This window comes from Streptomyces sp. NPDC049585 (genome assembly GCF_040675615.1).
GTDB lineage: Bacteria > Actinomycetota > Actinomycetes > Streptomycetales > Streptomycetaceae > Streptomyces > Streptomyces luteosporeus.
The window spans coordinates 33,556-57,872 of sequence record NZ_JBFAPE010000036.1; the positions used below are offsets into that span (position 1 = coordinate 33,556).

25 protein-coding genes and 1 pseudogene are annotated in these 24,317 nt (G+C 71.9%); 4 read left to right on the top strand and 22 right to left on the bottom strand.

The annotated features are described in order from the left end of the window. Positions 1-337 precede the first annotated feature (337 nt). The 5 genes from AB0K17_RS26650 to AB0K17_RS26670 all read right to left on the bottom strand — a co-directional run bounded on the left by AB0K17_RS26650 (position 338) and on the right by AB0K17_RS26670 (position 6,752). Positions 338-1,789: an extracellular solute-binding protein gene (locus AB0K17_RS26650; protein ID WP_365984514.1), complete on the bottom strand. Its 1,452-nt coding sequence runs from the start codon at positions 1,787-1,789 to the stop codon at positions 338-340. A 19-nt stretch (positions 1,790-1,808) separates the two neighbouring features. After that, positions 1,809-4,454, bottom strand: a complete 2,646-nt coding sequence (locus AB0K17_RS26655) for a VWA domain-containing protein (protein ID WP_365984515.1) — start codon at positions 4,452-4,454, stop codon at positions 1,809-1,811. Further along, the gene (locus AB0K17_RS26660) at positions 4,441-4,812 is read right to left on the bottom strand and encodes a hypothetical protein (RefSeq protein ID WP_365969121.1); all 372 of its coding nucleotides are present in this window, start codon (positions 4,810-4,812) and stop codon (positions 4,441-4,443) included. Before AB0K17_RS26660 ends, AB0K17_RS26655 begins: the two co-directional genes overlap by 14 nt. A gap of 97 nt (positions 4,813-4,909) precedes the next feature. Continuing rightward, a complete protein-coding gene (locus AB0K17_RS26665) occupies positions 4,910-5,794 on the bottom strand; it encodes an aldo/keto reductase (protein ID WP_365984516.1) in 885 nt (294 codons plus the stop codon). Positions 5,795-5,810: 16 nt separating this feature from the next. After that, on the bottom strand, positions 5,811-6,752 hold the full coding sequence (locus AB0K17_RS26670; RefSeq protein ID WP_365984517.1) for an NAD-dependent epimerase/dehydratase family protein: 942 nt from the start codon (positions 6,750-6,752) through the stop codon (positions 5,811-5,813). 70 nt (positions 6,753-6,822) lie between these two features. Between AB0K17_RS26670 and AB0K17_RS26675 the strand changes: the two genes are divergently transcribed. Next, positions 6,823-7,737 (top strand): LysR family transcriptional regulator, encoded by a 915-nt coding sequence (locus AB0K17_RS26675; protein ID WP_365984518.1) that lies wholly within the window; start codon positions 6,823-6,825, stop codon positions 7,735-7,737. A 64-nt stretch (positions 7,738-7,801) separates the two neighbouring features. Here AB0K17_RS26675 and AB0K17_RS26680 read toward each other — a convergent pair whose 3' ends face one another. From AB0K17_RS26680 to AB0K17_RS26720, 9 genes are all read right to left on the bottom strand, one after another. Next, the gene (locus AB0K17_RS26680; RefSeq protein ID WP_365984519.1) at positions 7,802-9,358 is read right to left on the bottom strand and encodes an MFS transporter; all 1,557 of its coding nucleotides are present in this window, start codon (positions 9,356-9,358) and stop codon (positions 7,802-7,804) included. A gap of 134 nt (positions 9,359-9,492) precedes the next feature. Beyond that, a complete protein-coding gene (locus tag AB0K17_RS26685) occupies positions 9,493-10,221 on the bottom strand; it encodes a tRNA-dependent cyclodipeptide synthase (RefSeq protein WP_365984521.1) in 729 nt (242 codons plus the stop codon). A gap of 2 nt (positions 10,222-10,223) precedes the next feature. Then, complete coding sequence (locus AB0K17_RS26690; RefSeq protein WP_365984522.1) at positions 10,224-11,087, bottom strand: hypothetical protein; 864 nt, start codon at positions 11,085-11,087, stop codon at positions 10,224-10,226. 220 nt (positions 11,088-11,307) lie between these two features. After that, on the bottom strand, positions 11,308-12,258 hold the full coding sequence (locus AB0K17_RS26695; protein ID WP_365984523.1) for a glycosyltransferase: 951 nt from the start codon (positions 12,256-12,258) through the stop codon (positions 11,308-11,310). Further along, positions 12,255-12,476: a hypothetical protein gene (locus AB0K17_RS26700; protein WP_365969113.1), complete on the bottom strand. Its 222-nt coding sequence runs from the start codon at positions 12,474-12,476 to the stop codon at positions 12,255-12,257. Before AB0K17_RS26700 ends, AB0K17_RS26695 begins: the two co-directional genes overlap by 4 nt. Next, complete coding sequence (locus AB0K17_RS26705) at positions 12,406-13,680, bottom strand: NAD-dependent epimerase/dehydratase family protein (RefSeq protein ID WP_365984524.1); 1,275 nt, start codon at positions 13,678-13,680, stop codon at positions 12,406-12,408. Before AB0K17_RS26705 ends, AB0K17_RS26700 begins: the two co-directional genes overlap by 71 nt. A 123-nt stretch (positions 13,681-13,803) precedes the next feature. Further along, complete coding sequence (locus tag AB0K17_RS26710) at positions 13,804-14,301, bottom strand: hypothetical protein (protein ID WP_365984525.1); 498 nt, start codon at positions 14,299-14,301, stop codon at positions 13,804-13,806. A 30-nt stretch (positions 14,302-14,331) separates the two neighbouring features. Continuing rightward, complete coding sequence (locus tag AB0K17_RS26715; protein ID WP_365984526.1) at positions 14,332-15,288, bottom strand: NADP-dependent oxidoreductase; 957 nt, start codon at positions 15,286-15,288, stop codon at positions 14,332-14,334. A gap of 46 nt (positions 15,289-15,334) precedes the next feature. Beyond that, positions 15,335-15,727 (bottom strand): hypothetical protein, encoded by a 393-nt coding sequence (locus tag AB0K17_RS26720; RefSeq protein WP_365984527.1) that lies wholly within the window; start codon positions 15,725-15,727, stop codon positions 15,335-15,337. 191 nt (positions 15,728-15,918) lie between these two features. Here AB0K17_RS26720 and AB0K17_RS26725 point away from each other — a divergent pair, with 191 nt between their 5' ends. After that, the gene (locus AB0K17_RS26725) at positions 15,919-16,353 is read left to right on the top strand and encodes a VOC family protein (RefSeq protein ID WP_365984528.1); all 435 of its coding nucleotides are present in this window, start codon (positions 15,919-15,921) and stop codon (positions 16,351-16,353) included. Between the two features lie 70 nt (positions 16,354-16,423). On the opposite strand, the gene AB0K17_RS26730 is transcribed toward AB0K17_RS26725, so the two are convergent. Next, positions 16,424-17,974 (bottom strand): FAD-binding oxidoreductase, encoded by a 1,551-nt coding sequence (locus AB0K17_RS26730; RefSeq protein ID WP_365984535.1) that lies wholly within the window; start codon positions 17,972-17,974, stop codon positions 16,424-16,426. 396 nt (positions 17,975-18,370) lie between these two features. Between AB0K17_RS26730 and AB0K17_RS26735 the strand changes: the two genes are divergently transcribed. Both AB0K17_RS26735 and AB0K17_RS26740 read left to right on the top strand, forming a co-directional pair. Further along, on the top strand, positions 18,371-19,231 hold the full coding sequence (locus AB0K17_RS26735) for a leishmanolysin-related zinc metalloendopeptidase (protein ID WP_365969107.1): 861 nt from the start codon (positions 18,371-18,373) through the stop codon (positions 19,229-19,231). 12 nt (positions 19,232-19,243) lie between these two features. Beyond that, complete coding sequence (locus AB0K17_RS26740) at positions 19,244-19,594, top strand: hypothetical protein (RefSeq protein WP_365969106.1); 351 nt, start codon at positions 19,244-19,246, stop codon at positions 19,592-19,594. On the opposite strand, the gene AB0K17_RS26745 is transcribed toward AB0K17_RS26740, so the two are convergent. The 7 genes and pseudogenes from AB0K17_RS26745 to AB0K17_RS26775 all read right to left on the bottom strand — a co-directional run. Then, the gene (locus AB0K17_RS26745) at positions 19,548-19,973 is read right to left on the bottom strand and encodes a hypothetical protein (protein WP_365984529.1); all 426 of its coding nucleotides are present in this window, start codon (positions 19,971-19,973) and stop codon (positions 19,548-19,550) included. The two genes, AB0K17_RS26740 and AB0K17_RS26745, sit on opposite strands and share 47 nt — an antisense overlap. 9 nt (positions 19,974-19,982) lie before the next feature. After that, positions 19,983-20,540, bottom strand: a complete 558-nt coding sequence (locus AB0K17_RS26750; protein WP_365969104.1) for a hypothetical protein — start codon at positions 20,538-20,540, stop codon at positions 19,983-19,985. A gap of 168 nt (positions 20,541-20,708) precedes the next feature. After that, on the bottom strand, positions 20,709-21,635 hold the full coding sequence (locus AB0K17_RS26755) for an aminoglycoside phosphotransferase family protein (RefSeq protein WP_365984530.1): 927 nt from the start codon (positions 21,633-21,635) through the stop codon (positions 20,709-20,711). Positions 21,636-21,917: 282 nt separating this feature from the next. Continuing rightward, a complete protein-coding gene (locus AB0K17_RS26760) occupies positions 21,918-22,562 on the bottom strand; it encodes a hypothetical protein (protein WP_365984531.1) in 645 nt (214 codons plus the stop codon). A gap of 13 nt (positions 22,563-22,575) precedes the next feature. Next, on the bottom strand, positions 22,576-23,121 hold the full coding sequence (locus AB0K17_RS26765; RefSeq protein WP_365969101.1) for a hemerythrin domain-containing protein: 546 nt from the start codon (positions 23,119-23,121) through the stop codon (positions 22,576-22,578). A 223-nt stretch (positions 23,122-23,344) separates the two neighbouring features. After that, positions 23,345-24,085, bottom strand: coding sequence for an ATP nucleotide 3'-pyrophosphokinase (locus AB0K17_RS26770; RefSeq protein ID WP_365984532.1), 741 nt, complete (start codon positions 24,083-24,085; stop codon positions 23,345-23,347). A 143-nt stretch (positions 24,086-24,228) separates the two neighbouring features. Continuing rightward, a pseudogene (locus AB0K17_RS26775) lies at positions 24,229-24,317 on the bottom strand (lytic transglycosylase); the annotation flags it as partial.

The window sequence follows — 24,317 nt, forward strand, 5'->3', positions numbered from 1 at the left end:
GGCTGGTGCGGCAAACGTGCGTGCGGGAACTCCCCGATCTTCGGGAGTCACGAGTTGCCGGCCTACGCTGCCGCGGCCGTCGGGTACTCCCGGACAGAGGTCGGCCTCTCCCACGCGCTCCTGTCCCGCCTCACCGAGGGTGCCGCGACGATGGCGACGACGCCGGCGGGGATGTCGCAGTGGGGCCGCACGTGGGAGGGCGGGTCGCCTCGGGCGGTGGAGCGGGAGCGGTTGTTGCGGGCGTGGGTGGGCGCGGTTCCTTCGTAGGGGTGGGTACGGCGGAGGGCGCGGCTCACCCCTCAGGTCGGGGTGGCCGGCTGGTGCCGCTGGTCGCTGCTCAGCCGCTCGGCAGGACCGTGCGGAGTTCCTTGTCCAGTTCCGCTGCCGCCGCCTCGTCGGGCATCGACCGTGCCTCCGCCGCCGTGTGGAGGCGGTTGAGTGCGGTGGTGAAGGCGTGGGTGAAGGCGCCGTAGAAGGGGGTGCGGGGGCGGAGGGTGGCGGATTGGAGGGCGGGCAGGAGGGTGTCGTGGGCGTACAGGGGGCGGTGGGAGGGGTCGCGGGGCATGTCGGCGGCGTTGCCCTCGGACCGGGCGGGGGCGCTCGGGGCGGCGCGGTCGCCGTCGCAGGAGACGGCCGGGTCGGTGTAGGCGGAGGTGCGGGTGGCGGCGAAGCCGGCGTCGAGCAGGCAGCGTTCGCTGGTTCTGTCGGTGAGGAATTTGACGAGTTCCTTGGCCTTGGTGATGCGCTGCGGTGTCATTCCGGGGTTGGCGGCTATGGCCAGGTTCTGGCCGCCGAGGACGGCTCCGGGCAGGGGTGCGACGCCGAGTTTGCCGCTTCCGAGTGCGGTGTGCAGGGTGCGGTAGGCGTAGGGCCAGTGGCGCAGGAAGGCGGTTTTTCCTTCGGCGAAGTCCTTGAGGGTGCCGGCCTCGTCCGCGTCGAATGCCGAGTCGAGGGTGTGGGCGCTGGCGGTGCGGCGGCGGAATTCGGCTATTCCTTTGGCGAGGTTGCCGGGTGTGGCGGTGTAGTCGCCGTCGTCGTCGGTCAGGTGGACGCCGGCCGAGGCGAATGCCTCGGTGCCGTTGACGGTGAGGCCCTCGTAGGGGCTGAGCTGGCTCGTCCAGGCGCTGCGGTAGTTCTTCGATTTCTCGCTCTTGTCGGCGCGGGCCCAGGCGTCGACGCCGTCCATGAGGGAGGCGACGTCGTTCCAGGTCGCGTCCTTCCTGGTGAGGTCGGTGAGCTTGCTCTCCTCGATTCCGGCGCCGTCGATCAGGTAGTCGCGGCGGTAGTACAGCAGGCCGACGTCGCTGTTGTAGGGCACGGAGTAGACCTTGCCCTTCCAGCGGGCCGTGGTGGCGGCCTTGTCGATGATGTCGCCGTCGTCGACGAATTCCGGCGGTAGTTCCCTCACGAGGCCGGCGGCGGCGAATTCGGCGACCCAGGTGACGTCGAGGTTGACGATGTCGTAGCCGGCGCTGCCGGATTGCAGCGCTGCGAGGAGCTGGCTTCGTTGCAGGTCGGCGGAGCCGGGCAGGATGACGGCCTGGGCGCGGTAGGGGGAGTGCTGTTTCTCCTGCAGGGTGTTCCATGCGTCGACCAGGTGTTTGCGGATGCCGTTCTTGCCGGTGACGTCCACGCCGGTGGCGATGACGAGCTGGGTGCCGGTGAGCGGCCGTACCGAGGGCGGTCCGGCCTGGTTGTCGTGGCCTTCGCCACCGGTGCAGGCCGTCGTCGCGCCCAGGAGGAGCACGGCGGCGCTGACCCACCGCCACGACGTCTTTCCGTGCCTCATGGTCCTTCCCCCGTCGTGCTTACTGGCGGCCCTGTGCCACTTGGGCGATCTCGGCATCGAGCCCCTTGGCGAGATCGCCCCGGCCATCAAGACACGTCCCTCCGCTCGCTTCGGCCACGCGCAGGTCCAGGCGGTCCTTGAGGCAGCCGCCGGAGTCGAACGACACCATGGTCACGGGCACTTTCCGGTCGCGCACGAAGGAGAGCAGGTCGTTCTGCTGGGAGGCGTTCAGGCGGTCGTTGTCCTCGTCGTCGGTGAGCAGGACGACGAGTTGGGGATGGCCGTCGTCCTCGTCGCCGCGGGGCATCCTGTCCAGTGCCGCGCGCAGGGCGCCGCCGATGTCCGCCTCCAGGTTCATCTGCGGTGTGGCCGCGTCGATCTTCCGTCCGGCGTCGGCGGCCTTGTCCTGCTCGCTCTTGTCGGCCGTCCGCGACCAGGACCCGTGCGTGCCGAAGGGCAGGAGTTCGCGGGAGGGGGGATCCGAGCCGGCCGATGCGACGGACCACACGCCGAAGGCGTCGTCGGGGCCGAAGCGGCTCAACGACTGTTTGAGGATCTCGCGGGCGCCGTTGGGTCCGTCCCACCAGCGGCTCATGGATCCCGAGCTGTCCAGGAGGAAGGAGACCCGGCTGGCGGCCGTGGCCTGCCGGTGCTTTTCGAGGGTGTCGCTCGCCTGGTCGGGGGTCAGGGCACGGGGCAGGGGCCCGGGGCCCGCCGACAGCAGCCCGGCCGGCGGGGACGGCAGGGGCGACCCCGGCGTGCTGCGGAGCGCCTCGCCCTGGAAGACCTTCCGGCCGTCGTCCGACGTGAGCCAGTCGTGGAAGCGCCGGACCGCCGCCTCCCGGTCGTTCTCGTCCCGGCGGGCGCCGTTCCAGCGGACGTGGACGAACACCGGGTCGAGCGCGGGCACGTCGTCGGGGTATTCCGCCACCCGGGTCACCCCGGTCTCCCCCACGCAACTGCGGTACTGCACGAGCGTGGGCTCGGCCACCAGGACCGCGGTGCGCCGGTCGGTGGCGCGTTCCTCGGCGGAATTCCCCCGGGCCAGTGCGCACACGAGATCCCGTCCCGTCGGGGCGGCCCGTCCCTGGCGGCGCTGCCCCATCTCGACGGTGCGCGGCGCGTCGGTGCGGTAGAGGCCGAGGGCCGCGGCCAGGCCGGCGTCGGTGAGCGCGGGGTCCGGCCGCCGCACCTCGGCCTGCTGGTTCCGTCCTTTCATCGCCGTCATCAGTTCGGCGAGTGTGCGGCCGGTGCGTGCGCCCGCGTGCTCGGCGAGCTGTTCGGGCAGCAGGAGCACCATGGGCGCGTAGGCGAGCGGTGTGGTGTCAAAGTCCAGGGTGAGCACCGACGACTGGTTGCCCGCCTCGTCCTGGGCGCGCCGCGCGCCGGCCGAGGACGCGGGGATCCACACGTCCGGTTGCGGGCCCACGGTGCCGACGGGGTTGAATCCGGCGCGGCCGACGTGCGCCCACTCGCCGTACTGGGTGCGGAAGGCCTCCACGGTCTCGGCAGCCCCCGCGCCGTAGACCGTGATGCCGGTGCGGCGGCAATGGTGTTCGTCCGTGTTGGCCCGGGAGGCGACGAAGCCGTCCGCGGCCTTGCGGGTGACCGGCAGCAGGTCGGGATCGGTGAGGACGCGCAGTTCGAGGGGCGGGTGGTTCGCGCAGGAGGCAGCGGGGCCTTCGCCCTTCGAATCGCCGGTGAGCAGCCACCAGACGACGGTTGCGACAGCGGCGACCACAGCGGTCGTCAGCGCGGCGAGGATCAGGCGGCGACGCCCGGACGGGGGTACGGCGGCCATGCCCGTTTCCCGTAGCGTACCGGCGCCGGCTCCTGTCCCGGCTCCGGTTCCCGCTCCGTCCCGCCCTTCGCCGTCCTCAGCCGGTTCCGGTGGGCGGGCGAGGATCTCGGCGGTCGCGGTGTCCTTGTGGCAGGCCTGGGGGCTCCAGCGCTTCCTGCCCACGGTCCGCCTGTCCTTGAGGCGGGCCGCGAGTCCTTCCTGCAGGGCCCCGAGGCCGACCGGTCCGCCGGAGTCGCCGGCGCCCTCGGCCAGGAGGCGTACGAGTTCCGCCGTGTACGGCGTGGGGGTGGCGGGGTCGCCGGCGTCGATGCGCTGGTTCTTCTGGACGGCCAGCAGCAGGGCGATGCGTTCCTGGTCCTGCTCGTCGAGTTCCTCCCAGGCGCCGGCCGCGTTGCCGGCGTAGCAGCAGTCGAGGATCACCACGGTGCGGCGGGGCCGCCGGACGCCGGAGGAGAGGCGGTTGAGCACGTCGTCCCAGCGGACCCAGCCGGGAAAGCTGGGCCCGCCGTGTTCGACCTTCGCGTCGCGCAGGCCCAGCAGCAGTCGGCCGTGGCTGTTGGTGCGGGTGTCGACGATGCCGTGCCCGGCGAAGTAGACGAGCAGCAGTCCGTCGGTGCGGTCCCGTGCGTGGCCGAGGCGGCTTTCGAACTTCTCCAGCCCGGGCGATTCGAGGGACTCGATCGCATCCTCGTCGAAGACTCCGCCCGCCCGCAGCGCTTCGCGCAGCTGGTCGAGGTTGTGCCGGACGGCCGCTATGTCACCGAGGTCGTCCGCGACTTCCAGGGGTCTTCCGCTGGAGTACTGCGTCACTCCGACGAGCAGGGCGCGGTTGCGCTGCCGCTCGTGCGGCTCAGGAGCCGCCATCGTGCTGATCCCGCTCGTCGTCCAGCTCTGCCCGGAACTGCGGCGGATCCTGGTCGCCGAGGGCCCGGCGGCTCGTACGCCATTCCTTGATGGAGTCCGCCACCCGGCTGACGAGCGTTGCCGCGACCGCCGAACCGCTCCAGTCGATCACATGGAGCACGATGTCCAGCAGCGGCCCCATGGGCGCGCCGCTCCCGGCGCGCCGTGGTGCACGCTTGACCTGCACCTGGTCCTTGAACTCCGGCTCTGCCTTGAGCCAGGCCTCCAGCGACGCGACGTCTCTTTCCTGCACGTGGTCCCCGGGTGCGGAAATACGTACGATGCGCCGTAATTCGCCCTCACGCTCGCCCTGCGCCATAAGTGGACATGGTGGCACGGAGCGTGTCGGTCGAGGAGAGGTGTGAAGGCATGTTCTTCCGGGGCTGCGGTGCGGGGGCTGCGGTGCCGGGGCAGGTTCAGCCCGGCAGTGCCGCTTCGAGTTGCGTCAGCTCCGCTGCGCTCAGCTCGATGCTCGCGGCCCGGGCGGAGTCCTGGACGGAGGCGGGGCGGCTGGCTCCCGGCACCGGGATCACCGCCGGGGAGCGGGCCAGCAGCCAGGCGAGGGCGATCTGCTGGGGGCTGACGCCGTGCTCGGCGGCGACGCGGTGGAAGGCGGTGCCCGCCGAGGCCGGGGCGGCGGGGCCGTCGAGGGAGCTGCGGGTGATGCCGCCGAGCGGGCTCCAGGGCAGGAAGGCCAGGCCGAGTTCGGTACTCAGCTGCAGCTCGGGCTCGCTGTCGCGGACTGCCGGCGAGTACTGGTTCTGTACGCAGACGAGTCCGTCGCCCAGGATCGCGTACGCCTGGTGGATCTGGGCGGTGGTGACGTTGGAGATGCCGGCGGCGCGGATCGTGCCGGCGTCCAGGAGCTCGCGCAGGGCGCCGACGGAGTCGGCCCAGGGGACGGCCGGGTCGGGCTTGTGGAGCTGGTACAGGCCGATGGCCTCGACGCCCAGGCGCCGGGCGGAGGCCCGGGCGGCGCGCTTGAGGTGCTCGGGGTGGCCGGTGACGGTCCAGCTGCCGTCTCCGGGGCGGCCGCGGCCGCCCTTGGTGGCCACGAGGACGTCGGAGGTGTCGCCGCCGTAGCAGGCCAGGGCGCGGGCGATGAGGAGTTCGTTGTGCCCTTCCTCGCCGGCGTGCCAGTGGTAGCTGTCGGCGGTGTCGATGAGGGTGATGCCGGCGTCGAGGGCGGCGTGGAGGGTGGCGACGGCGCGCTGTTCGTCCGGTCGGTGCTCGATGGACAGGGGCATGGCGCCCAGGCCGACGGCGCTGACGAGGGTGTTTCCGATGCTGCGGTGGCGCATGGTGGTTCGTGTTCCTTCAGAGGGTGGGGGCGGCGGATGCGGTGAGGGCTTCGGCGACGGCGCCGGGCAGCCAGTCGGCGGTGCGGGAGAAGGCGAAGCCCAGGTGCCGGGCGCGGGCGTTGCTCATGGCGTAGTGGCGGTCGAAGGAGAACGGTGAGGCGCTCTCGCCGTCGGCGACGGTCCGGTACAGGGGCCGGCGTCCGGTGCGTGCGGCGACGGCGGCGCTCAGGTCGCGTACGTCGAGAAGGCCGTCGGAGCAGGCGTTGAGGGGGCCGGTGAAGTCGGTGGCGGTGGCCGCCCACAGCAGCAGGTCCGCCAGCTCCTCGTAGTGGATGAACACCGTGGGCCGTGCCTGAGCGTGCACGGTGATCTCCTCGCCCCGGGCGATGCGCTCGACGTAGTGCGCGAGCCGGCCCGTGAACTCCTGGGCGCCGCCGCCGAGCACGTGGGCGCTGCGTACGGAGGCGAACGCGAAGCCGGGGGTGCGGGTGAGGACGGCTTCCGCCTGGCGTTTGCCTTCGGCGTAGTGCGCCTGAAGGTACGCCTCGTCGTGCCAGGGCAGATCGGTCGCGACCCGCCAGGCGGCCGCATCCACGCTCTCCTCCGGCACCAGGGTGTCCGCCGGCAGGGGCGCGAGGGCGGCGGTCGCCGGGTCGTAGACCTCGATCGTGGAGGTCATCACGTAGCGCCGGGTGCGGCCGGTGAAGGCGCGGGCGGCGATGGCGGCCTGCACGGGGGTGTAGCAGACCTGGTCGACGACGACGTCGAAGGTGCGGGTGCCCAGCGCGGCCGTCAGGGCGGCTTCGTCGTTGCGGTCGACGACGAGGTGCTCGACGCCGGCGGGTGGCCGGGTGGAGCCGCGGTTGACGACCGTGACCTGGTGGCCGGCGGCCTGCAGGCGCTGGACGAGGAGCTTGCCGAAGTACCGGCTTCCGCCGATGACGCAGATCTTTTGCATGCCTCCATCCTGAGGATCTACCGTCATCAGCAGAAGTGATCACTTACTGACGACGTATAAAGGCAAACTGTTGATCGACCTACAGCGGCTGCGCGTCCTGCGGGCGGTGGCCGAGCACGGCAGCTTCAACCAGGCGGCCGGCGCCCTGCAACTGACCCCCTCCGCCGTCTCCCAGCACGTGGCCGCCCTCGAACGCAGCCTCGGCACCCGGGTCGTCGCCCGCAGCACCCGCGGCGTCACCCTCACCCCGGCCGGCCGGATCATGGTCGGTGCCGCCGAATCGGTCGCCGCCGAACTCGCCCACGCCAGGCGGCAGGTCGACCGGCTCGGCACCGGACGCACCCGGCTCACCGTCGCCACGTTCTCCAGCGGGGGCAGGCTGCTGCTGCCCGGCGCGCTCGGCCGCCTCACGGCGGCGCATCCCGACACCGTGCTCCACGTCAGGGAGGGCGAGCCCGAGGACAGCCTGCCGCTGGTCCGCCAGGGCGCCGTGGATCTCGCACTCGCCTACCACTTCGACGGCCCGCTGCCCGGACAGCAAGGCCCGCACTCCGGTCTGCAGTGGACCGCGCTCCTGGAGGACCCTCTGCACGTGGTCCTGCCGACAGGACATCCTCTGGCCGGCCGCGAAGTGCTCGACCTGGCCGAGCTGGCGGCCGAGCCGTGGGTGCTCGGGTGCCTGAAGACCGAGGCGTACCTGCGCCGCTACGCCGAGCGTGCCGGCTTCGCCCCACAGGTGCGCGGTACGACCACCGACTACTTCTTCGCCCGCTCGCTCGTCGCCGCGGGCATGGGCGTCACCCTTGTCCCCTCCGTCGCACTGACCCCGCACGTGCCGGGCCTGCACGTCGTGCCGATCGCGTCACCGGTCCCGACCCGGCACATCGGCATCGCCACGATCGGCCGCCGGCGCGACCACCCCCAGGTCACGACCCTCGTCGACGCCCTTCGCGAGCAGGCTGCGGCGCTGAACGGGACGGGGTGATTCAGGGGACGTGGTGATCAGGGACGGGGTGATTCAGGGGCGGGGTGATGCCCTCGTGATTCCCTCAGTGCGCTGCCTCCTCGTCCAGCACCGGCTCGCACGCGGGTGCGGTGGCGCGGCGGGCGGACAGGGCCAGGAGACCGAGGACGACGAGGGCGGCCAGGGAGGTGGCGGTCAGGAGGGTCATCGCGGCCTGCATGCCGTCGGTGAACGTGCGCGCGAAGACCGCCTGGGCCTGGTCTGAGGTGAGGGAGGTGTGCTCGCGCAGGAGGGTGGCCGCCTGGTGGGTGTCGGCGACGACGTCCTTCGTCCAGGGACCCGGTGCGATCTGGTGGTCGATCAGTTCACCGGCCAGGGCGTGGTCGCTGCTGACGCGGTAGAGGTTGACGCCTGCCGCCAGGCCGATCGCGCCACCGAGGTTGTGGAAGGTCCAGGAGGAGCCCACGGCCAGGCCGGCCTGGCGTTCGGGAACGGCGGAGAGGGCGGAGACGGTGGCGGGGCCGAGGACGAGGGCCCAGCCCAGGCCCATGGCCACGAGGGCGAGGACGAGGTGGGGCATGCCGCTGCCGGGGGTGACGGCGGACAGCAGCAGGGCGGCGGCGGTGAACGCCGTGAATCCGGCGGCCAGGAGCCTGCGGGGGCCGTAGCGGTCGGTGAGCCGGCCCACGAAGGGCGAGAGGGCGGCCATCACGGCCGTGCACGGCAGCAGCAGCGCGCCGGTGGCGTAGCCGTCGTAGCCGCGGACGTCGCTGAGGTAGAGCGGGAGGAGGAACAGGACGGTGGCGTAGAAGCAGGCGAGGGCGAAGTCGGAGACGATGGCGCCGAGGAAGGCGCGGTGCCGGAAGAGGCCGAAGCTGATGATGGGGTCGGCGGCGCGGCGTTCGACGGCCTGGAAGGCGATCAGGGCGCAGGCGGCGAAGGCGAGGAGGCCGAGGGTGCGGGGGCTGGTCCAGCCCCAGGTGTCGCCGAGGGTGAAGGCGAGGACCACGGCGGGGATGCCGAGGCTGATCAGGACGAGGCCGGGCCAGTCCAGGCCGGGGCCGGCGTCCTCGTTGCGGGACTCGCGCACGCTGAAGGAGCACAGGCCCAGGGCGAGGGCGATCAGGGGGACGTTGAGCCAGAAGACCCACTGCCAGCCGAGGGCGGAGACGATGACGCCGCCGAGGAGGGGGCCGATGGCCAGGCCGAAGCCGTTGACGCCGTAGAGGGCGCCGATGGCGCGGCCGCGCCGGGCGGCGGGGAAGGCGTTCTGGACGATGGCGCCGGTGGAGGTGTACAGGATGGCTCCGGCGGCGCCCTGGACGAAGCGGAAGGCGATGAGCCAGCCGGTGGTCGGGGCCAGCCCCGCGCCGAGCGAGGCCAGGCCGAAGACGACGGTTCCGGTGTAGAGGACGCGGCGCCTGCCGTAGGTGTCCGCGAGCCGGCCCATGGTCACCATGAACATCGGCAGGGCGACGATGAAGATGTTGACGATGAGCTGGAGATCGGTCACGGAGGCGCCGAGGTCGGCCTGGATCTGCGGGGCGGCCGTGTTGACGATGGTCAGGTCGATGCAGCCGAGGAAGCTGATCAGGCCGACTCCGGCGAAGGCCCACCATGTGCGGTCGGTCGTGGGTGTCACAGTCCTTGTCCTCTACGTCCTCTACACCGGGGTTGGGCAGCGGCCCGTGCTGCACGGGATCGTTGCGTCGGATCGTTGCGTCGGATCGTTGCATCCGTTGCGTCGGTCCGTTGCGCGGGCCGGCTGCCGGTCGGTCAGGCGGCCAGTCCGGGGCTCAGGGCGCGCTTTTTGAACCTCAGGGACAACCATGCGGCCTTGCCGGGGAATCCGGTGGCGACGAATCGCCGACGGGTTTCGGCCATGGCGGTGGTCATCGGTTGCGGGTAGATCACATAGTCGTGTCCTCGGTGCGCCCAGGTGGGCATGATCAGGGGCAGTTCCTCGATGAGGTAGGCCAGGCAGTCGTGGAACGCCGCGAGGGTGTCCGTGTCGGGCCGGCGGGCCAGGAGCCGGTCCAGGAAGCGGGCGACCGTGGCGTGCACGGCCTGCCGGTAGTCGGGCTCGTGGTGGTAGGCGTGCTCGATGCGTTCCCGGAAGACCGGGTACATCGGGTCGCGCAGGGCCTGGTCCCAGCGCAGCACCGGGTGGCTCATGGTGAGCCGGTCCAGGATCGCGGCGTTGCGGGCGAGCCAGGCGTCGCCGGCGGCCAGTGCCTGCGCGTACGCCTGCTCGGGCGGCAGGCCGGTGTAGTTGGTGCGTTGGAGGGTGTCGGCGACGGCGATGGTCACCTGGCCGAATCCGCTGCGGTTGGCGAGGTCGACGGTGGCCTGGAGTTTGTCGCCCTCGTGGTAGCGCTGGCCGACGCTGATGAGCAGCACGGCCTTCCTGCCGTGCAGGGGCAGCTGTTTGGCGTCTTCGCCGAAGCCGGCCTTGGTCCGCCCGAGGGCGGGTGGCGCGGTGGTGTCGTTCACCGGCTCGTTCACCGTCAGCTCCACAGTTCCAGGGGACGGGCGGTCCCGTAGTAGCCGATGAAGTGGCCGAGGGTGATGCGGGGCTCGTCGCCGGAGGGGCGTACGGCGTGGATGCGGCGGGGGTTGAGCAGGAGCAGGTCGCCGGGTGCGGGCTTGACGACCTGGGCGGGCGGGCCGATCCTGGCGCGGTCGATGCCCCAGGTGCGTCCGCCCATGAGCCGGCCGTAGACCTCCTCGCCCGGCTCGGTCCCCCACAGTTCCAGCTCGCCGCCGGTGCGCGGGATGTTGAGGTAGATGTTGGCGGAGAGCTGGGCCTTGAGGTGCAGGGCGTGGCCGGCGGGCAGGTTGCGCTCCAGGGCGTCGGTGTGGGGGTTGAGGTCCACGTCCTTGTGCTGGTAGCGGCAGATGCCGACGAACGCCTTGCGGCCGTCCATGTGCATGAGGTGGGCGCCGGCTTGCCAGGTCTCCTCCAGCAGCAGGCGCAGCACGTCGCTGGGTGAGGCGTAGGGGGCGAACAGCTCGCGCATGCGCTGGATGCCGGCGCGGGCCTGGTGGTGGTAGTGCTCGCGGGAGGCGTCGTCATGGACCTCGGAGTAGGCGTAGCCGATGCGCTGGAACTCGGTGGCCTGGGTCAGAGCGCCCCGGTCGGGGTGGTCGATGAGCTTGCGGCGGGCCGGGGCGAGGGCCTCGGCCGGGACGAAGCCGGGGACGTGCACGGCCAGTGCCGTGCCGTCGATCAGGGAAAGGATGTCCTCCTGGGACAACCGGGCAGGTGTGGTGCGCGTGACGTTGATGATGGTCCCCCGTTGGTGCGGCCCCGACCGGATCGAGCGGTACGGGGCGTTGTGCCGTACTTCCATGGTGCTGGGGGCATCCACCCGGATCGTCCTGCTCTGCGATGATCTGACGGTGCGTCCTGGGGCTGGCCCGGCGTGCCCGGGCTCCTGCCACGGGCGGAGCTCACGGGGGCGTACGGCTCCTCCCGCCGTGACGCGCCCGGGGCGCACGCGGCACGGCATGCGCGGGACCGCTGCCACCACACGCCGACGCGGGCCGCCCCGCCGGTCTTTCGAGCGTGCCCTCACCACCCGTCGGCGGTCATTCCTGGGGTACCGGTCGTCCGATCTGGTCGTGCAGGGCGAAGCGCTGGACGAACGCGGCGAAGCCGTAGGGCAGTGACGCCGCCAGGTGTGCGCGGCGTTGCCAGGCACCGCGTTGTTGGAGCATGACCAACGCCTGCTGAACGTGGTCCGGGTATTCCAGGGCGTGCAGGCGCACCATCTCGAGAATCATGGACTCGGGCAGGTGGACGGTGCCGAAACGCAGGCAGTTGTGCACCATCGCGGTGCGGGCCGCGCCGAGGAACGCGGTGCACTCGTCGGGCGGTTTGAAGCGGTGCGTGATCTCGATGGCCGTGGTGTGCACGATCTCGGCACCGGCCCGCCACGCCCGGACGCTGAATTCGGGTTCGAAGCCGCCGTAGTGCACCATTCCCTCGTCGTAGCCGCCGAGCCGGGTGAACAGCGCGCTGTCGACGACCGTTCCGGCGCTGGAGGCGATCTGCACGTGGCGGGCGGGGTCGGCCGGTGCCGCAGTGTTCCATCGCGTGCCCATGTAGGGGACGACGAGGCGGCAGCCGTGGCCGCGCCAGTCGGAGGCCCGGTCCCGGACGGTGACGGAGACGATGCGTCCGGGCGCGACGAGGCGGAGCGCTTCGTCGTCCCAGCCGGCGGAGAAGGCCGTGTGGGCGTCGGTGATGAACAGCAGCCGGCCGCGGGCGTGCCGGGCGGCGAGGTTGCGTGCGGCGCCGACGCCGAGGTGCTGCTCGGAGCGGATGACGCGGGTACGGCGCCGGTCCGCTGCATCGGTGATGCGGGGCCGCCGGCCGGCGGTGGAGGAGTCGTCGACGACGACCACTTCGACGCGGTCGGGTGCGGCTGCGGCCGTCAGGGCCGAGGCGACGGTCGCCCCGACCCTGTCACCCTCGTCGCGCGCCGGCAGGACGACGCTGATGGCGGGCGTGGAGGTGTCCGCCGGCCGGTGGCTCACAGGGTGCGGCCGCCGGTGATGGTGATGGTGTGGAGGGTGATGGTGACGTACTCGCCGCGGGTGCGCGGCAGGAGCTGATCGGCGTGGAGCAGCCGGCGGCGTGCCTCGCCGGTCAGGCCGCAGCGGTCGGCCAGTGCGGGGGCGCCGTCACGCAGTTCGCGCAGGACGTCCGGATCCTCGGCCGCCGTCTGCAGGACCTGCTGCAGTGTCCTGGTCATGGTGTCTTCCTTTCCCTGTCGGGTGCGGTGGGCGGGGTGGGCCCACCGGTGGTGCGGGCCGCCAGCGGACGGTCGGCGGCAGGCGGTCGGCGTGCGCGGCGATCCGGTCGGCGTGCGGCAGCAGATCGCGGATGAGGCGGCGCAGTTCCTCCTCGATGGGGGCGGAGGGGCGAAATCCCAGCCTGGGCAGCTCGTTGCTGTCGGGCCGGTAGTGGTGGCCCTCCGCCTCGGCCCGGGGGTTGGCGACGGGCAGGATGCGCGCGTCGATGCCCAGGCAGTGCGCGGCCGCCCGGACGAGTTCGGCCAGTTCCGCCACGGAGCGCACATCGCGCAGTTGGTTGAAGACCCGGTACGCGCCGGGCTCCGGGGGGTTCTCCAGGGCGAGCGTGAGGCACTGGAGGGCGTCGGCCAGCGACAGGACGCCGCGGCGCTGGGTGCCGGAGCCGTAGGGGCTGAGGGGGTGGCCGATGACGGCCTGGCAGCAGAAGCGGTGCACCGCGGTGCCGAAGGCCTCGTCGAAGTCGAGCCGGCTGCTCAGCCGGGGATCGCCGGCCGGGCACCAGCTGCCGTACACGACGCCCTGCATCACGTCGGTGGCGCGCAGGCCCCACAGGCGGCAGGCGAATGCCACGTTCTGCGAGTCGAAGACCTTGCTCCAGTGGTACCAGGAGCCGGCCTGCCGGGGGAACGGCAGCGTGTCGCGCCGGCCGCGGAACTCCACCTCGAAGAAGCCCTCGGGGATGTCCATGTCCGGGGTGCCGTACTCCCCCATGCTGCCGAGCTTGACGAGGTGGGCCTCGGGGCAGTGGTCGCGCAGCGCGAACAGCAGGCCGAGGGTGCCCGAGACGTTGTTGTCCTGCACGAACTGCGCGTGCCGGTGGTCGATCATCGAGTACGGCGCGGAGGGGCATTCGGCAAGGTGCACCACCGCGTCCGGCGCGAAGGCCGCGAGCGCACGCCCCAGCGCGTTGTGGTCGCGCAGGTTCGTCGGGGTGAAGGGCAGAGAGGTGTCGAAGTGCTCCCGGAAGGCCGCGAGCCGCTCGTCGATCGGCGCGACGGGCACGGCGCTGTCCGATCCCATTTCCGCGACCCATGCGCGCCGCAACAGGGCATCCACGCCGGCCGTCTCGTGGCCCCGCGCGGTGAGGTGCTGCGCGAGCGGCCAGCCGAGATACCCGTCGATCCCCGCGATGAACACCCGCATGGCACCGACGCCCCCCTCCCTGGCGGAAGTGGGCCACGCGTGCGTGGCTCGCCTCCAGCACAGCACGGAAAAGGGGAAGTAAAGCCGAAATTCACCCGAATGAGGGTATAGAAGGTGGGGGTGTCACGCCCCCGCCGTCCCGCTTCGGCGCGGCGCCACCGGCTCGTCGTCAGCGAGCCCGGTGAGGGCCAGGACGGCGGCGTGCTCCTGGGGACCGAGGCCGAGCGGCTGCTCGCCGCGTTCCTCGGATGCGGCGTACAGGTGGCGCTGGCCCTCGGCCCAGGCGCGCAGCACATCGCGGGCCTGGTCGGGGGTGAGGTCGAGTGCGGCGGCGGCCTCGTTCCAGGTGGCACCGAGCCGCAGGGCGTCGAAGAGGTACATGCCGCGGCCGTGTTCCATCTCGCGGCAGACGGCTTCGCGCAGGGCCAGCACCGCGAGGGCGTCGGCGGCCGTGGCCGGGGCGGCGTCGTGCGGGGCGCCGGCGGGGAGCAGGCGGTCGGTCAGCCGGTCGGCATGCTGCTGATGTTTCTGCGCCAGCCATGTCAGCGGCGTGGCCGGAGGGACGTCGCCGGGCCGGGAGACCTGGAGCTCTTGCCAGTGGTGGTACGCGTCGGTGCTCATGATCACCTCTGTCCGGGGATCCGCTCCGATTCACTTCCCGCGCAGGGCTGTCGCGTACACCGGTGTACGCCATGCGCCACGCGGGAGGACCCCCTCGCGCGCCGGGGAGGGGGACGCTGCCGCCGGCCGCAGCCAGGGCGTGTCGACCGTCAGGACGATCTTTCCTTGCACACGTCCCGTCTCGCTGAGGGCGTGGGCCTCGGCGGCCTTCTCCATGGGCAGGACGTGGTCGACGGCGGACCGCAGGGCGCCGCGTTCGACCAGAGCGGTGACCTCGTTCAGGTCGGCGCCGGACGGGGTGAAGCCGAACTCGACGTAGCGCAGGCCGCGGTCGCGGGCCCGCTCACGGACGGCCGTGCGGTCCGGTCCGGTGCCGCGTATGTCGATGAGGATCCCGTCGGGGGCGAGGGTCTCCAGCGACCGCGGTCCGTAGTCGCCGCTGATGGGGTCGAGGACGATGTCGATGTCGTGTGCCACTGCGGCGAAGTCCGTGGTGGTGTAGTCGATGAGTTCGTCGGCACCCAGCTCCTTCAGGAAGCCGTGCTTGTCCTCGCGTGCCGTGCCGATGACGTAGGCGCCGTGGGCCTTGGCGATCCGGACGGCGAGGTGGCCGACTCCACCGGCCGCCGCGTGGACGAGCACCCGCTGCCCGGCGCGGATTGCCGCCACGCGCACGAGCGGTTGCCAGGCGGTGAGACCGGCGGTGGGCAGTGCGGCGGCGTGCACCGGGTCGAGGCCGGCCGGGGCGGGTGCCAGGGAAGTCTCGGGGACGGCCACGTACTGGGCGTAGGCCCCGCGCGGCGGGAGGACGACCCCGTAGACGGCGTCGCCCGTGCGGAATCGGCCCGCCTGTTCGCCGGTGGCCTCCACGACTCCGGCGAGGTCCAGGCCGAGGGTGAACGGCGGTGGGCCGAACCGGCGCAGGTGCCCGGCGCGCCGTTTCCAGTCGGCCGGGTTCACCCCGGCGGCGCGGACCCGCACCAGCACCTCGGGGCATCGTGGTGCCGCATGACGAAGATTCGCCGGACACGCCCTAGCTTGGAGGCGCGTCCTCGATGTCCGAGATGAGCTTGGTGCTCAGGTCGCTCTGCACTGCCAGCCGGGTGCGTCCGGCGTCGGGGCCGGTGCCCCAGGTGAGCGTGACGGTGGTGAACAGGTGTCCGGCGCCGGAGTCGTGGTAGCGGACGTCCCAGTGCGTGGGGACGTCCTGGGCCCGTAGGACGCCGTCGGCGTGGTTGACCTCTTCCCAGGCGGCCAGCCGCCCCCGGAGATCTTCGGTGAGGTAGTGGGCGCGCAGTTCGTCGCCCAGGTCGTCGGTTCCGTCGGAGACGGCGTCGATGTAGGCGCCGTAGAAGTCGGCCACGCGGTCGACTGCGGAGTCCGGGCTTCCGCCGCGGACGACGTCGTTCGCCTGCTCGTCCGGCATGAATTCCCCCTTGAGGCAGTGCTGTTCGGTCCCCCGCCCGGCGACAATCTGCCCTTGTTCTGGCGGAATCAGTCCTTTGCAGTGACATATAGCCGAACGTGATGGTCTGGCCCTTGTCCGTCTCCCGGGCGGCTGACGGGGCGTCGGCCGCGGGCCCGTGGGGGCGACGAAAGGGCCCCTATGATGCACCGATGACGTCGATCAAGCAGTTCCAGGTCACCTTCGACTGCGCAGAACCCGAGCGCGTCGCTCGTTTTTGGTGCGAGGTGTTGGGCTACGTCGCCCCGCCGCCCCCGGAGGGGTTTGCCACGTGGGAGGAGTTCCATGGCAGCCTGCCTCCCGAGCAGCGGGGTGCATGGTTCGCCTGCAGCGATCCCTCGGGTGTGGGTCCGCGGCTGTTCTTCCAGCGCGTTCCCGAGGGCAAGGTCGTCAAGAACCGGGTGCACCTCGACGTGCGGGTCGGCACCGGGCTCGTGGGTGAGGAGCGCCTGGCCGCACTCGAGGCCGAATGCGCACGCCTGGTCGCGCTCGGCGCGGCACGCGTGCAACTCCTGCCCGCCGATGACGAGAACGAGTCGTGCATCGCGATGCAGGATGTCGAGGGCAACGAGTTCTGCCTCGACTGAGTGGTCGCGAACGGGTGAGGGCCGCCCGGCTCGTCGGCGGCGGGGAGCCGGCGAGCCGGGGGTCCCGGCGTCACAGGGCCTGGGGGAAGTCGAAGACGCGCTCGGGGTCGTACTGCCGCTTCAGCTTGGTCAGTCGGTCCGCCGCGTCGCCGTAGTAGGCGGTGCGCCAGTCCTTCAGGCCCGGGTCCGTGTAGTTCTGGTACGCGGCGCCGGAGGCGTGGGGGCGCATCGCCGCGTGCATGCCGTCGAGCCAGGCGGTCTGCGCCGCTCCCGTCCCGCCGGCCGCCCATGACGTCAGATACTGGGCCAGCATCCGCGACCGGCGGTGCACGAAGGCCGTTCCCAGCGGCTTGATGCGGTTGATCGCCCCTCCCAGGGCCGTCAGTTGCACCGAGATTCCCCCGCCCTTGACGCCGCGCCCGAATCCTTCCACCTGGTCGAGCAGGGTGCGTACGCCCGTCGCGTCCAGCGAGCGGTCGAAGAAGTCCGAGCGGGCCGTGTACGTCTCGCGCTCCAGTTGGCCGGAGGACTCGCGGCCGGGCGTGGTGCCCGGCAGGTGGCACTGCTCGGTGGACTTGTCGCCGCAGCCGGCGTAGGCGCGGACGGTGTCGAGGTAGGAGTGGCGTCGCAGGCGGGGGGTGCCGATGCCGGCGCTGCCGCCGCTCGCCGCGGCCACTTTGCCGGTCAGTTCGTCGAGGGCGTTCTCCAGGTCCCCGTACGAGCCGATCGTGAACGCCGCCACGGAGATGTGGGGCGAGCCGCCACCGGCGGCCGACAGGTCGCAGGCGGACCAGATCTCGTCCGGCCGGCTCGGCCCCCACTCCTGCCAGGCCTTGAGGACGGCCGCGGCCTTGGACCAGGGGAAGGAGACGTAGCCGGTCACTCCCTCGCCCACGGGGCGGGTACGAAAGCGCAGTTCGGTGACGACGCCGAAGTTGCCGTTGCCGGCGCCGCGCAGGGCCCAGAAGAGGTCGGTGTGGTTCCACATGGCGTCGCAGTCGATGGTCCTGCCGTCGGCGGTGACGAGGGTGGCGCCGGTCATGTTGTCGCACGTGAGGCCGTAGGCACGGGACAGGATGCCGTGGCCGCCGCCCAGGGTGAGCCCGGAGACACCGACGGTGGGGCACGAGCCGGCCGGGATGGTGACGCCGTGCGCGGCCAGCGACGTGTAGACGTCGACGAGTTTGGCGCCGGCACCGATGACGGCGGTGGACGCGGAGGGCGTACGGATGCTCTTGAGCCGCGAGACGTCGATGACGAGCCGGTCGTTGCCGCTGGACCAGCCGGCGTAGCTGTGACCGCCGTTGCGTATGGAGACCGGTATGGAGAAGCGGCGGGCGAAGCCCAGGACCGCGGAGACGTCCGCGGTGCCGGCGACGTAGGCGATCGCGGCGGGGCGCAGCCCGTCGAAACGGGTGTTGTACAACTGGCGGGCGGCGGTGTAGTCGGCGTCGTCGGGGCGGACGAGGCCGCCGGCGAGGCCCTTGCCCAGAGCGGTCCAGTCGGCGGCACCGGCCTTCTGCGCACCGGCCGCCCCCGCCCTGCCGATGGCGACTGTGGTGCCCCAGGCGGCGGTCGCCGCCGCTCCGGTGCCTGCTGCCAGGAGTGTGCGCCTGCTGATGGCCATGCCGAATACCTGCCTTGGTGCTGTGCGTGTGCGCCCATGCGCTTGACCGGGTCCCCGTTGATCAAACAGATGGTGCGGGCCGGGGAAGTGGTTCCGCTGTGCTGCGCGTTCGTGCGGAACCCCGTGACATTGCCGGCGGCCCGGACAGGCGTAGCCTGGAAGTAGTGGAGCACGGGTTTCGCCCCTGCTCGCACCGTGTGACATGTCAGCGCACGCCCTCTCGGCAGTGCGCCGGCGCCGGGAACCCGCCGAGCCTGCCGGCGGTTTCCTCACGCTCGTGGGCCCGAGGCAGAAAATTTTCGTGGACGGCTTCTCGCACGACGTCTCCCGGGGTTCTCCGGCGCAGCCGTAACAACTCCTCCTTCACTCCTCCTTCGAGGAGGGAGACCCATGGTCGAGTACGAGACCCATTACGCGAAGGCCGATGCGGGGCGTGCGCGCGAGCTCGCCGCCACCACGTCCCCGTACACGATCGCTGTGCAGTTCCTCGGCGGGTTGAACGAGACGCAGAAGGCCGCGTTCGCCAAGGCGGCGGACCGCTGGGCGAAGGTCATCGTCGGGGACCTGCCGGACGTGAGCGTCGACGGCGAGGTCGTCGACGACCTGCTCGTCCTGGCCCAGGGCACGTCGATCGACGGGCCGGGGAACATCCTGGGAGAAGCGGGACCGACGGTGCTGCGACCGGCGAACGGGCCCGGCGCGTTCCTGCCCGCGAAGGGCGTGATGTCCTTCGACACGGACGACCTGGAGCAGATGCAGACCAAGGGAACGCTGGTGGACGTGATCACCCATGAGATGGGGCACGTCTGCGGCATCGGCACCCGCCCCTGGACGGAGAAGGGAGTGCTCCACGGGGCCGGCACCGACAACCCCGTCTTCCGCGGCCAAAGAGCCATGGAGGAGTACGGCAAGCTGGTCGGCGCGGGGCAGCCGCGGCCCGTACCGGTGGAGAACCAGGGCGGAGCGGGAACGCGTGACGGGCACTGGCGCGAGACGGTGTTCGCCAATGAGCTGATGACCGGCTTCGTCGCCAGTCCCCCGAACCCGCTCAGCCGTCTGACGGTGGCCAGCCTGGGCGACATCGGCTACGTCGTCGACATCGAGGCCGCCGACGCGTACATGCTGCCCAACCACCTGGAGATGGCCGAACGGGGCGAGCTGCGCACCCACGCGGCGCCCGTCGGCGCCGGCACGGTGCAGCGCACCATTCCGGTCGTCCTGCCCGAGGACAGCCTGCTGGCGGCGGCGTGAGGATGCACGCTCATGAACGGTGAGCGCGAGCGGCGGGCCCCAGGCGGGCACGAGGACGCGCGGGGAGAGGAGAAGCGCGCCGTCCTGAGGCCCGACGCCACCGTCCTCGGCTCCGAGGCGGTCATTCCCCGCGACAACGTCGTGCGGCCGGCGCCCAACCGGTTCAGCCACGTCCTCGAGGAGGTGCACCCGTACTGGTTCGAGCGGTCCGAGCGGGCTCCCGAGCCCGACGGAATGCTGCCGGCCGGGACCCCGGTGCTCCTCCTGCGCGAGGAGGGCGACCACTGCCGGGTGGTCACCGGGACCGGGCTCTACGTCACCGTCGGCCGGGCGAACCTGCGGAGGCTGCCGGAGAACAGGTGACGTCGGCAGGTCCGGTGTCGTGGCACAGGGCCTTGCCGACGGCGAGGTGGCCCGCGATGCGGAATGCCAGTTCGTGGGAGCCCCACGCATGGGCCCGGGCCTGGCGCAGCACCACCCGCGTGGCGGGCACGATGCCGTGTTCGGGCAGGCGCAGTTGCTCCTCGATTCCCGCGGCGACCGCTGCGAAGAAGCGCGGCACATCGTCCGCCGGTTCGTACGCCGGCGTCAGCCCCTCGGCCACTTCGAAGGCAAAGCCCTCGGGCGCGGGCTCGAAGTCCACGGTGATCTCGGCGAAGTGCGGCGCGCAATTGATCCTGCGGTGCAGTACGTGCACGCCACGGATCGGATGGGGCGGGAAGCGGGGCGGCGTCTGCGTCATGGCCGCATGCTACGTCTGTCCGGGAGGGGTTTTGGCCGCGGTGACGTAGGTGAAGGGCGCGCAGACCCCGGCGCTGTGGTGGGCGGCCGCCACCAGGGCCAGGGTCAGACGTTTGCGGGGCTTGACGTCCAGTGCGGACGTGGCGTGGAGTGCGCCCAGCGCGATCTCGCTTCCGCAGCCGACGGCCGCGTAGCCGTCCGCCGGTTCGGCTATTTGGTAGTCGTCGTAGATGACGAAGAGGCGGCCGTGTATCCCCACCAGGAACGTTCCGGCCTGCTCCTGTTCGGAGTCCTTGCGCGCCCAGCCGCCGTTCTTCAGGCAGGTGCGCAGCTTGTCGACGAAGACGGTGGCCATGAACCCGTCCAGGTCGCCCTTGGGCTTGGGCGCCTTGAAGGCGTGGTGCAGGAGTTGCCCCATGCGGAAGCTGGTGGTGAAGCCCATGGCGTAGGGCCCGTTGCGGAAGATCTTCGGGTCCCGGCGGACGGTGATCCTGAGGCCGGACACGCCGGCCGAGTCCCCGCCCAGATGGACGCGGTCGTTGTGCACGAGCCCCACGATCACGGTCACGTTCTCCCCCTCCGCCGTGCCCCCTTTCGATCCTTCGCAGGAGGAAGCGGGCGGAAACCAGGCGGCGGCTGCCCGCACTCCCGAGGGCGTTGCCGGCGGATCATGCAGTGCCCCGCGCCCCTTACGGGGCGCCGTGGTGGCGCGGGACGACGATCCGCCGGACACGGCCTAGCGTGCTCGGCGCTGCACTGCCCGGGCGATGACGAGCTGGGCGGGGTCCAGGGCGGTGGCGCCGTCCTGGATCTCCCACAGGGTGTTCTGCAGGATCCGTCCGACGGTCCAGCCGGCGGCGCGCCGCCGGTCGAGGGCGAGGACGGCGGTGAGGTGGTCGAAGCCGCGGAGCACGGCCCGTTCGGGGTCGGCGGAGGCGATCGCCTCGTCCAGGCGGGCGTCCAGGGCGGGCCACAGCTCGAACGCCGGGTCGCCTGCGAGGGGTTCGGGGTCGATGGCCAGCCAGGGCCGGCGCTCGCCGGCGAGGACGTTGCCGTCGTGCAGGTCCCAGTGCAGCAGGCGGTCGCCGGCCTCGCCGGCCAGTTCCGCCACGGCGCTGGCCCAGGAGTGCAGGAGGTGCTGCTCGGTGGAATCGTGCAGCGCGCGTACGGCCCGGGGCACCTCGTCCAGCATGGCGGCGGCGATGTCGGCCAACTGCCGCAGACCTTGCGGGGCGGGCACGGCTGTCAGACGGGCCATCAGCTCGGCCAGTGTCTGCAGCGCGGCGCGGCTGTCGGTCAGGGAGGCGAGGGTACGGGAGGCGTCGAGGCGTTCCAGCAGCTGGGTGCCGCTGTCCTCGTCGTGGTCGAGCAGGCGGACGGCGCCGTCGCCGTTCCAGGCCCGCAGGCCGGCCGCGACGCCGGCGGTCTCCTCACGGGGCTGCTGGAACTTCAGGACGGCCGGGGTGCCGTCGGCGCGCAGGACGGGCAGGACGAGCGAGGCCATGCCGTGGGTGGGCGGGCCGTCCGGGCGCAGGTCCCACCGGTCGAGGAACTCCTCGCCGAGGCGGGGCAGGCCGGTGAGCCAGGCGCGCGCTTGGGGGCCGTTGGCCCCGTACGAGAGGGCGAAGGCGTCGGGGACGCGGAGGGGTGGTGTGGCGGGCATGGGTGGGTTCTCCTTCGCGAGGCCGGTGGTGAGGGCGGGCGGGCGAAGGAGTGCGGGGGCGCTCGCTGACGAGGTCGGGCGCCGTTGCGGCGGCGAGGTCATGGCATGCGCGCCAGGGTACTTGGGAGCGCGGGTGACGCTGAAGCGAATATCTCCGGCTTTCCTGCGCGTACGCCACCGCCGGGGCCCCGGGCCCCGGCGGCACGGTCGTCAGGGCCTCAGCAGGCCGTCCATCTGCTCCCAGCCCGACCAGGGTTTGCCGGTCGCGGCAGGGCCGCCGGGTCAGGCGGGGCTCTTTCCGGCCGGTGGTCCGGCCAGCCCACCGGCCGGGAGGTCGACCGTCGTGGTGACGCGGATGAGAGCGGGCCGGCGGGGGACGGAGGCGAAGCCGAAGCGAACGGGGGGCTCGACTCGGCTGAGCCCGCCCAGGCTCGTGCCTTCCCACTGCCCTGTCGTCATGACGATGGGCCGCAGGTCGTGGATGCCGTAGAACTCCCGGCGGCCGGCACGCCCGCTTCCGCAGGTCCGCAGCCCCAGCATCCGGGCCGGCAGGTCGGCGCAGCGGATCCATGCGGGACGAGCGGCCAGCGCGGGCGGTACCAGGCGCAGGAGGCGTCCGGGCAGGCCGAGGGGGCCGGTGGTGAAGTGCCAGGTGAGGGAGTCGCTGATGACCGACCAGTCGTTCCCGGCCCGCTGGACGGTGACCGGCTCGACGCGTACCCGGTCGAAGGCGTAGGTGGAGGCGATGAATGCGGCCGTACGGTCGGTGGGGGCGAGCAGCAGCCGGGTGCCGTCGGCGTGTTCGACCATGACGTCGCTGAACGCGCCGAAGGGAGTGCGGGGCCAGTGCCCCAGCACGATGCGGGTGCCGGTGGAGGTGCCGGCTCCCGCGATCCAGCCGTCGAACCGCAGCCGTTGCTTTGCCATGGCGCCCCGGTGGTCACCCGTCCTTGCCGCCGCCCATGGCCTTGCGGACGATGTCACGGGTACGGTCCATCACCGCGGCCATGGGGCCGAGCATCACATTCCTGGCCCGGGACTCCACGCCGGGGTGCGGGTGGGTCGGGGCCATCGCTTCGGCTGCCCTGACCGCTGTGGCCATGGCCGCCAGCCGGGCCGGGGAGAGGTTCGCGCGCAGTTGCCCGAACTCCATGCGCTCCTCCATCTCGGCGTGGGTGAGCACCGACTCCTGCAGGGAGATGAGCGCAGGAGCGAACCGGGGGTCCTCGACGTCCATGTCCTCCAGACGGCCGAGGGCCTCCTTGGCCCTGCGCTCCTCCTTCAGCCGGGCGTCGACCAGGTGGTCCCCGGCCCCGCCGAGGGCCTGCCGTGCCGAGGGGTGCACGACCTCCTCCTCGGCGGTCTCGTGCACGGCCAGCAGCCGTACCAGTTCCCTGAACGTCTCGCGGCGTTCGTCGCCGCTCGTGGCGCGCACCCGCTGGAAGAGCCGGCGGATGCGTTCGTGCTGCTCCTCGAGCAGCGTCACGACGTCGTCGTGCGGGTCCTGGTCGGTCCCCTCACCGGTGGTGCTCAGGTCTGGGGCCGCTTGCCGTGGTTGGCGCCCTTCATGCGGGACTTCTTCTTCTTGCGACGCCGTTTCGAGGACATGCCGTCCCTCCTCTCGCATGCACTTCCGACCAATTTATCCTTCTTGGGCGGGATACGCCGGTCGGACGGCGAGCTGCAGGGGAAGCGGTGGGCCGATTGCGTCAGTGCCTGCCGGCCGGGACCGGCCGGCGTGCGTCCGGTGCCGTCAGGTGCTCGGCGCCCTTGGGCACCGGGACGGCTGCGAAGGCGGCGTTCTGCTGCTCCTGGAGCTCGCGCTTGCGCTGCGGCGACGTGGAGGGCAGGCGCTGCTCCTCGTACAGCTTGTGGGTGACTTCCTGGGCGTGCTTGCTGGCCGGGGTGTGGAACTGCACCTCGAAGCGCTGGCCGGAGCGCGGTGCCCGCCATGCGCTGTTGATGGCCTTGTAACCGTCCTTGCGCTCCCAGGTGTTCGACCACTTGACGCTGCCGTTGCCCCAGGCGACCAGGGTGGCGGAGGCGGTCCGCACCCCGGCGGTGTACCTGCGGTCGGGCCACTGCAGGGTGTAGCGGACGGAGTCGTTGACCGTGGTGAGGACTTCGTTCACGTTGTGTCCCGGCGACTCCTTGAGGGCGGTGGCCACCTTGCGCTTGAGGGAGTCGGGCGACTTCAGACGGTGGTCGAAACCGATCACCTCGGCGTGGCTGAGCCGGGCGGCGGCCCGTACCTGCGGGCTGATCGACCGCTCGGCCTTGCGCGCGTGGGCCCAGTACGCGTCGACCTTCTTGTTGTCGGCGGCATTGAGCGAGAGGCCCTCCTGGTGCCAGCCCCCGCCACCGGGGGCGGCGTGCACCGCGCCCATGCCCAGAGCGGTGGCCAGTGCGGTCGCGGTCGCTGCCGTGGTGACGGTGGTCCTGATGCTCATGGGTGCGTCGTCGTCCTCTCCGGGCCTGTGTGATCTCCGGCGGACGACTCAAGCAGAAGGGGCAGGCGCGGCAGGGCGCAGCGGGCGGGATTCAGCCTTTCGGGACATGCGCAAGGCCGTGGTCTTCCTCGGGGTGAGGTCGATCAGTAGGCGGAGTTGACGTTGTCCATGGAGCCGTACTTGTCGGCGGCGTAGTTGCAGGACGCGACGATGTTGGCGACCGGGTCGTAGA

What these genes read in the sequence shown, in the direction of transcription:
- AB0K17_RS26655 (WP_365984515.1), bottom strand. Translation starts at nt 4,454, where the DNA reads ATGGCGGCTCCTGAGCCGCACGAGCGGCAGCGCAACCGCGCCCTGCTC.
- AB0K17_RS26670 (WP_365984517.1), bottom strand. Translation starts at nt 6,752, where the DNA reads ATGCAAAAGATCTGCGTCATCGGCGGAAGCCGGTACTTCGGCAAGCTC.
- AB0K17_RS26650 (WP_365984514.1), bottom strand. Translation starts at nt 1,789, where the DNA reads ATGAGGCACGGAAAGACGTCGTGGCGGTGGGTCAGCGCCGCCGTGCTC.
- AB0K17_RS26705 (WP_365984524.1), bottom strand. Translation starts at nt 13,680, where the DNA reads ATGCGGGTGTTCATCGCGGGGATCGACGGGTATCTCGGCTGGCCGCTC.
- AB0K17_RS26745 (WP_365984529.1), bottom strand. Translation starts at nt 19,973, where the DNA reads ATGACGCAGACGCCGCCCCGCTTCCCGCCCCATCCGATCCGTGGCGTG.
- AB0K17_RS26660 (WP_365969121.1), bottom strand. Translation starts at nt 4,812, where the DNA reads ATGGCGCAGGGCGAGCGTGAGGGCGAATTACGGCGCATCGTACGTATT.
- AB0K17_RS26760 (WP_365984531.1), bottom strand. Translation starts at nt 22,562, where the DNA reads ATGGCAAAGCAACGGCTGCGGTTCGACGGCTGGATCGCGGGAGCCGGC.
- AB0K17_RS26740 (WP_365969106.1), top strand. Translation starts at nt 19,244, where the DNA reads ATGAACGGTGAGCGCGAGCGGCGGGCCCCAGGCGGGCACGAGGACGCG.
- AB0K17_RS26700 (WP_365969113.1), bottom strand. Translation starts at nt 12,476, where the DNA reads ATGACCAGGACACTGCAGCAGGTCCTGCAGACGGCGGCCGAGGATCCG.
- AB0K17_RS26710 (WP_365984525.1), bottom strand. Translation starts at nt 14,301, where the DNA reads ATGAGCACCGACGCGTACCACCACTGGCAAGAGCTCCAGGTCTCCCGG.
- AB0K17_RS26725 (WP_365984528.1), top strand. Translation starts at nt 15,919, where the DNA reads ATGACGTCGATCAAGCAGTTCCAGGTCACCTTCGACTGCGCAGAACCC.
- AB0K17_RS26735 (WP_365969107.1), top strand. Translation starts at nt 18,371, where the DNA reads ATGGTCGAGTACGAGACCCATTACGCGAAGGCCGATGCGGGGCGTGCG.
- AB0K17_RS26665 (WP_365984516.1), bottom strand. Translation starts at nt 5,794, where the DNA reads ATGCGCCACCGCAGCATCGGAAACACCCTCGTCAGCGCCGTCGGCCTG.
- AB0K17_RS26720 (WP_365984527.1), bottom strand. Translation starts at nt 15,727, where the DNA reads ATGCCGGACGAGCAGGCGAACGACGTCGTCCGCGGCGGAAGCCCGGAC.
- AB0K17_RS26770 (WP_365984532.1), bottom strand. Translation starts at nt 24,085, where the DNA reads ATGAGCATCAGGACCACCGTCACCACGGCAGCGACCGCGACCGCACTG.
- AB0K17_RS26755 (WP_365984530.1), bottom strand. Translation starts at nt 21,635, where the DNA reads ATGCCCGCCACACCACCCCTCCGCGTCCCCGACGCCTTCGCCCTCTCG.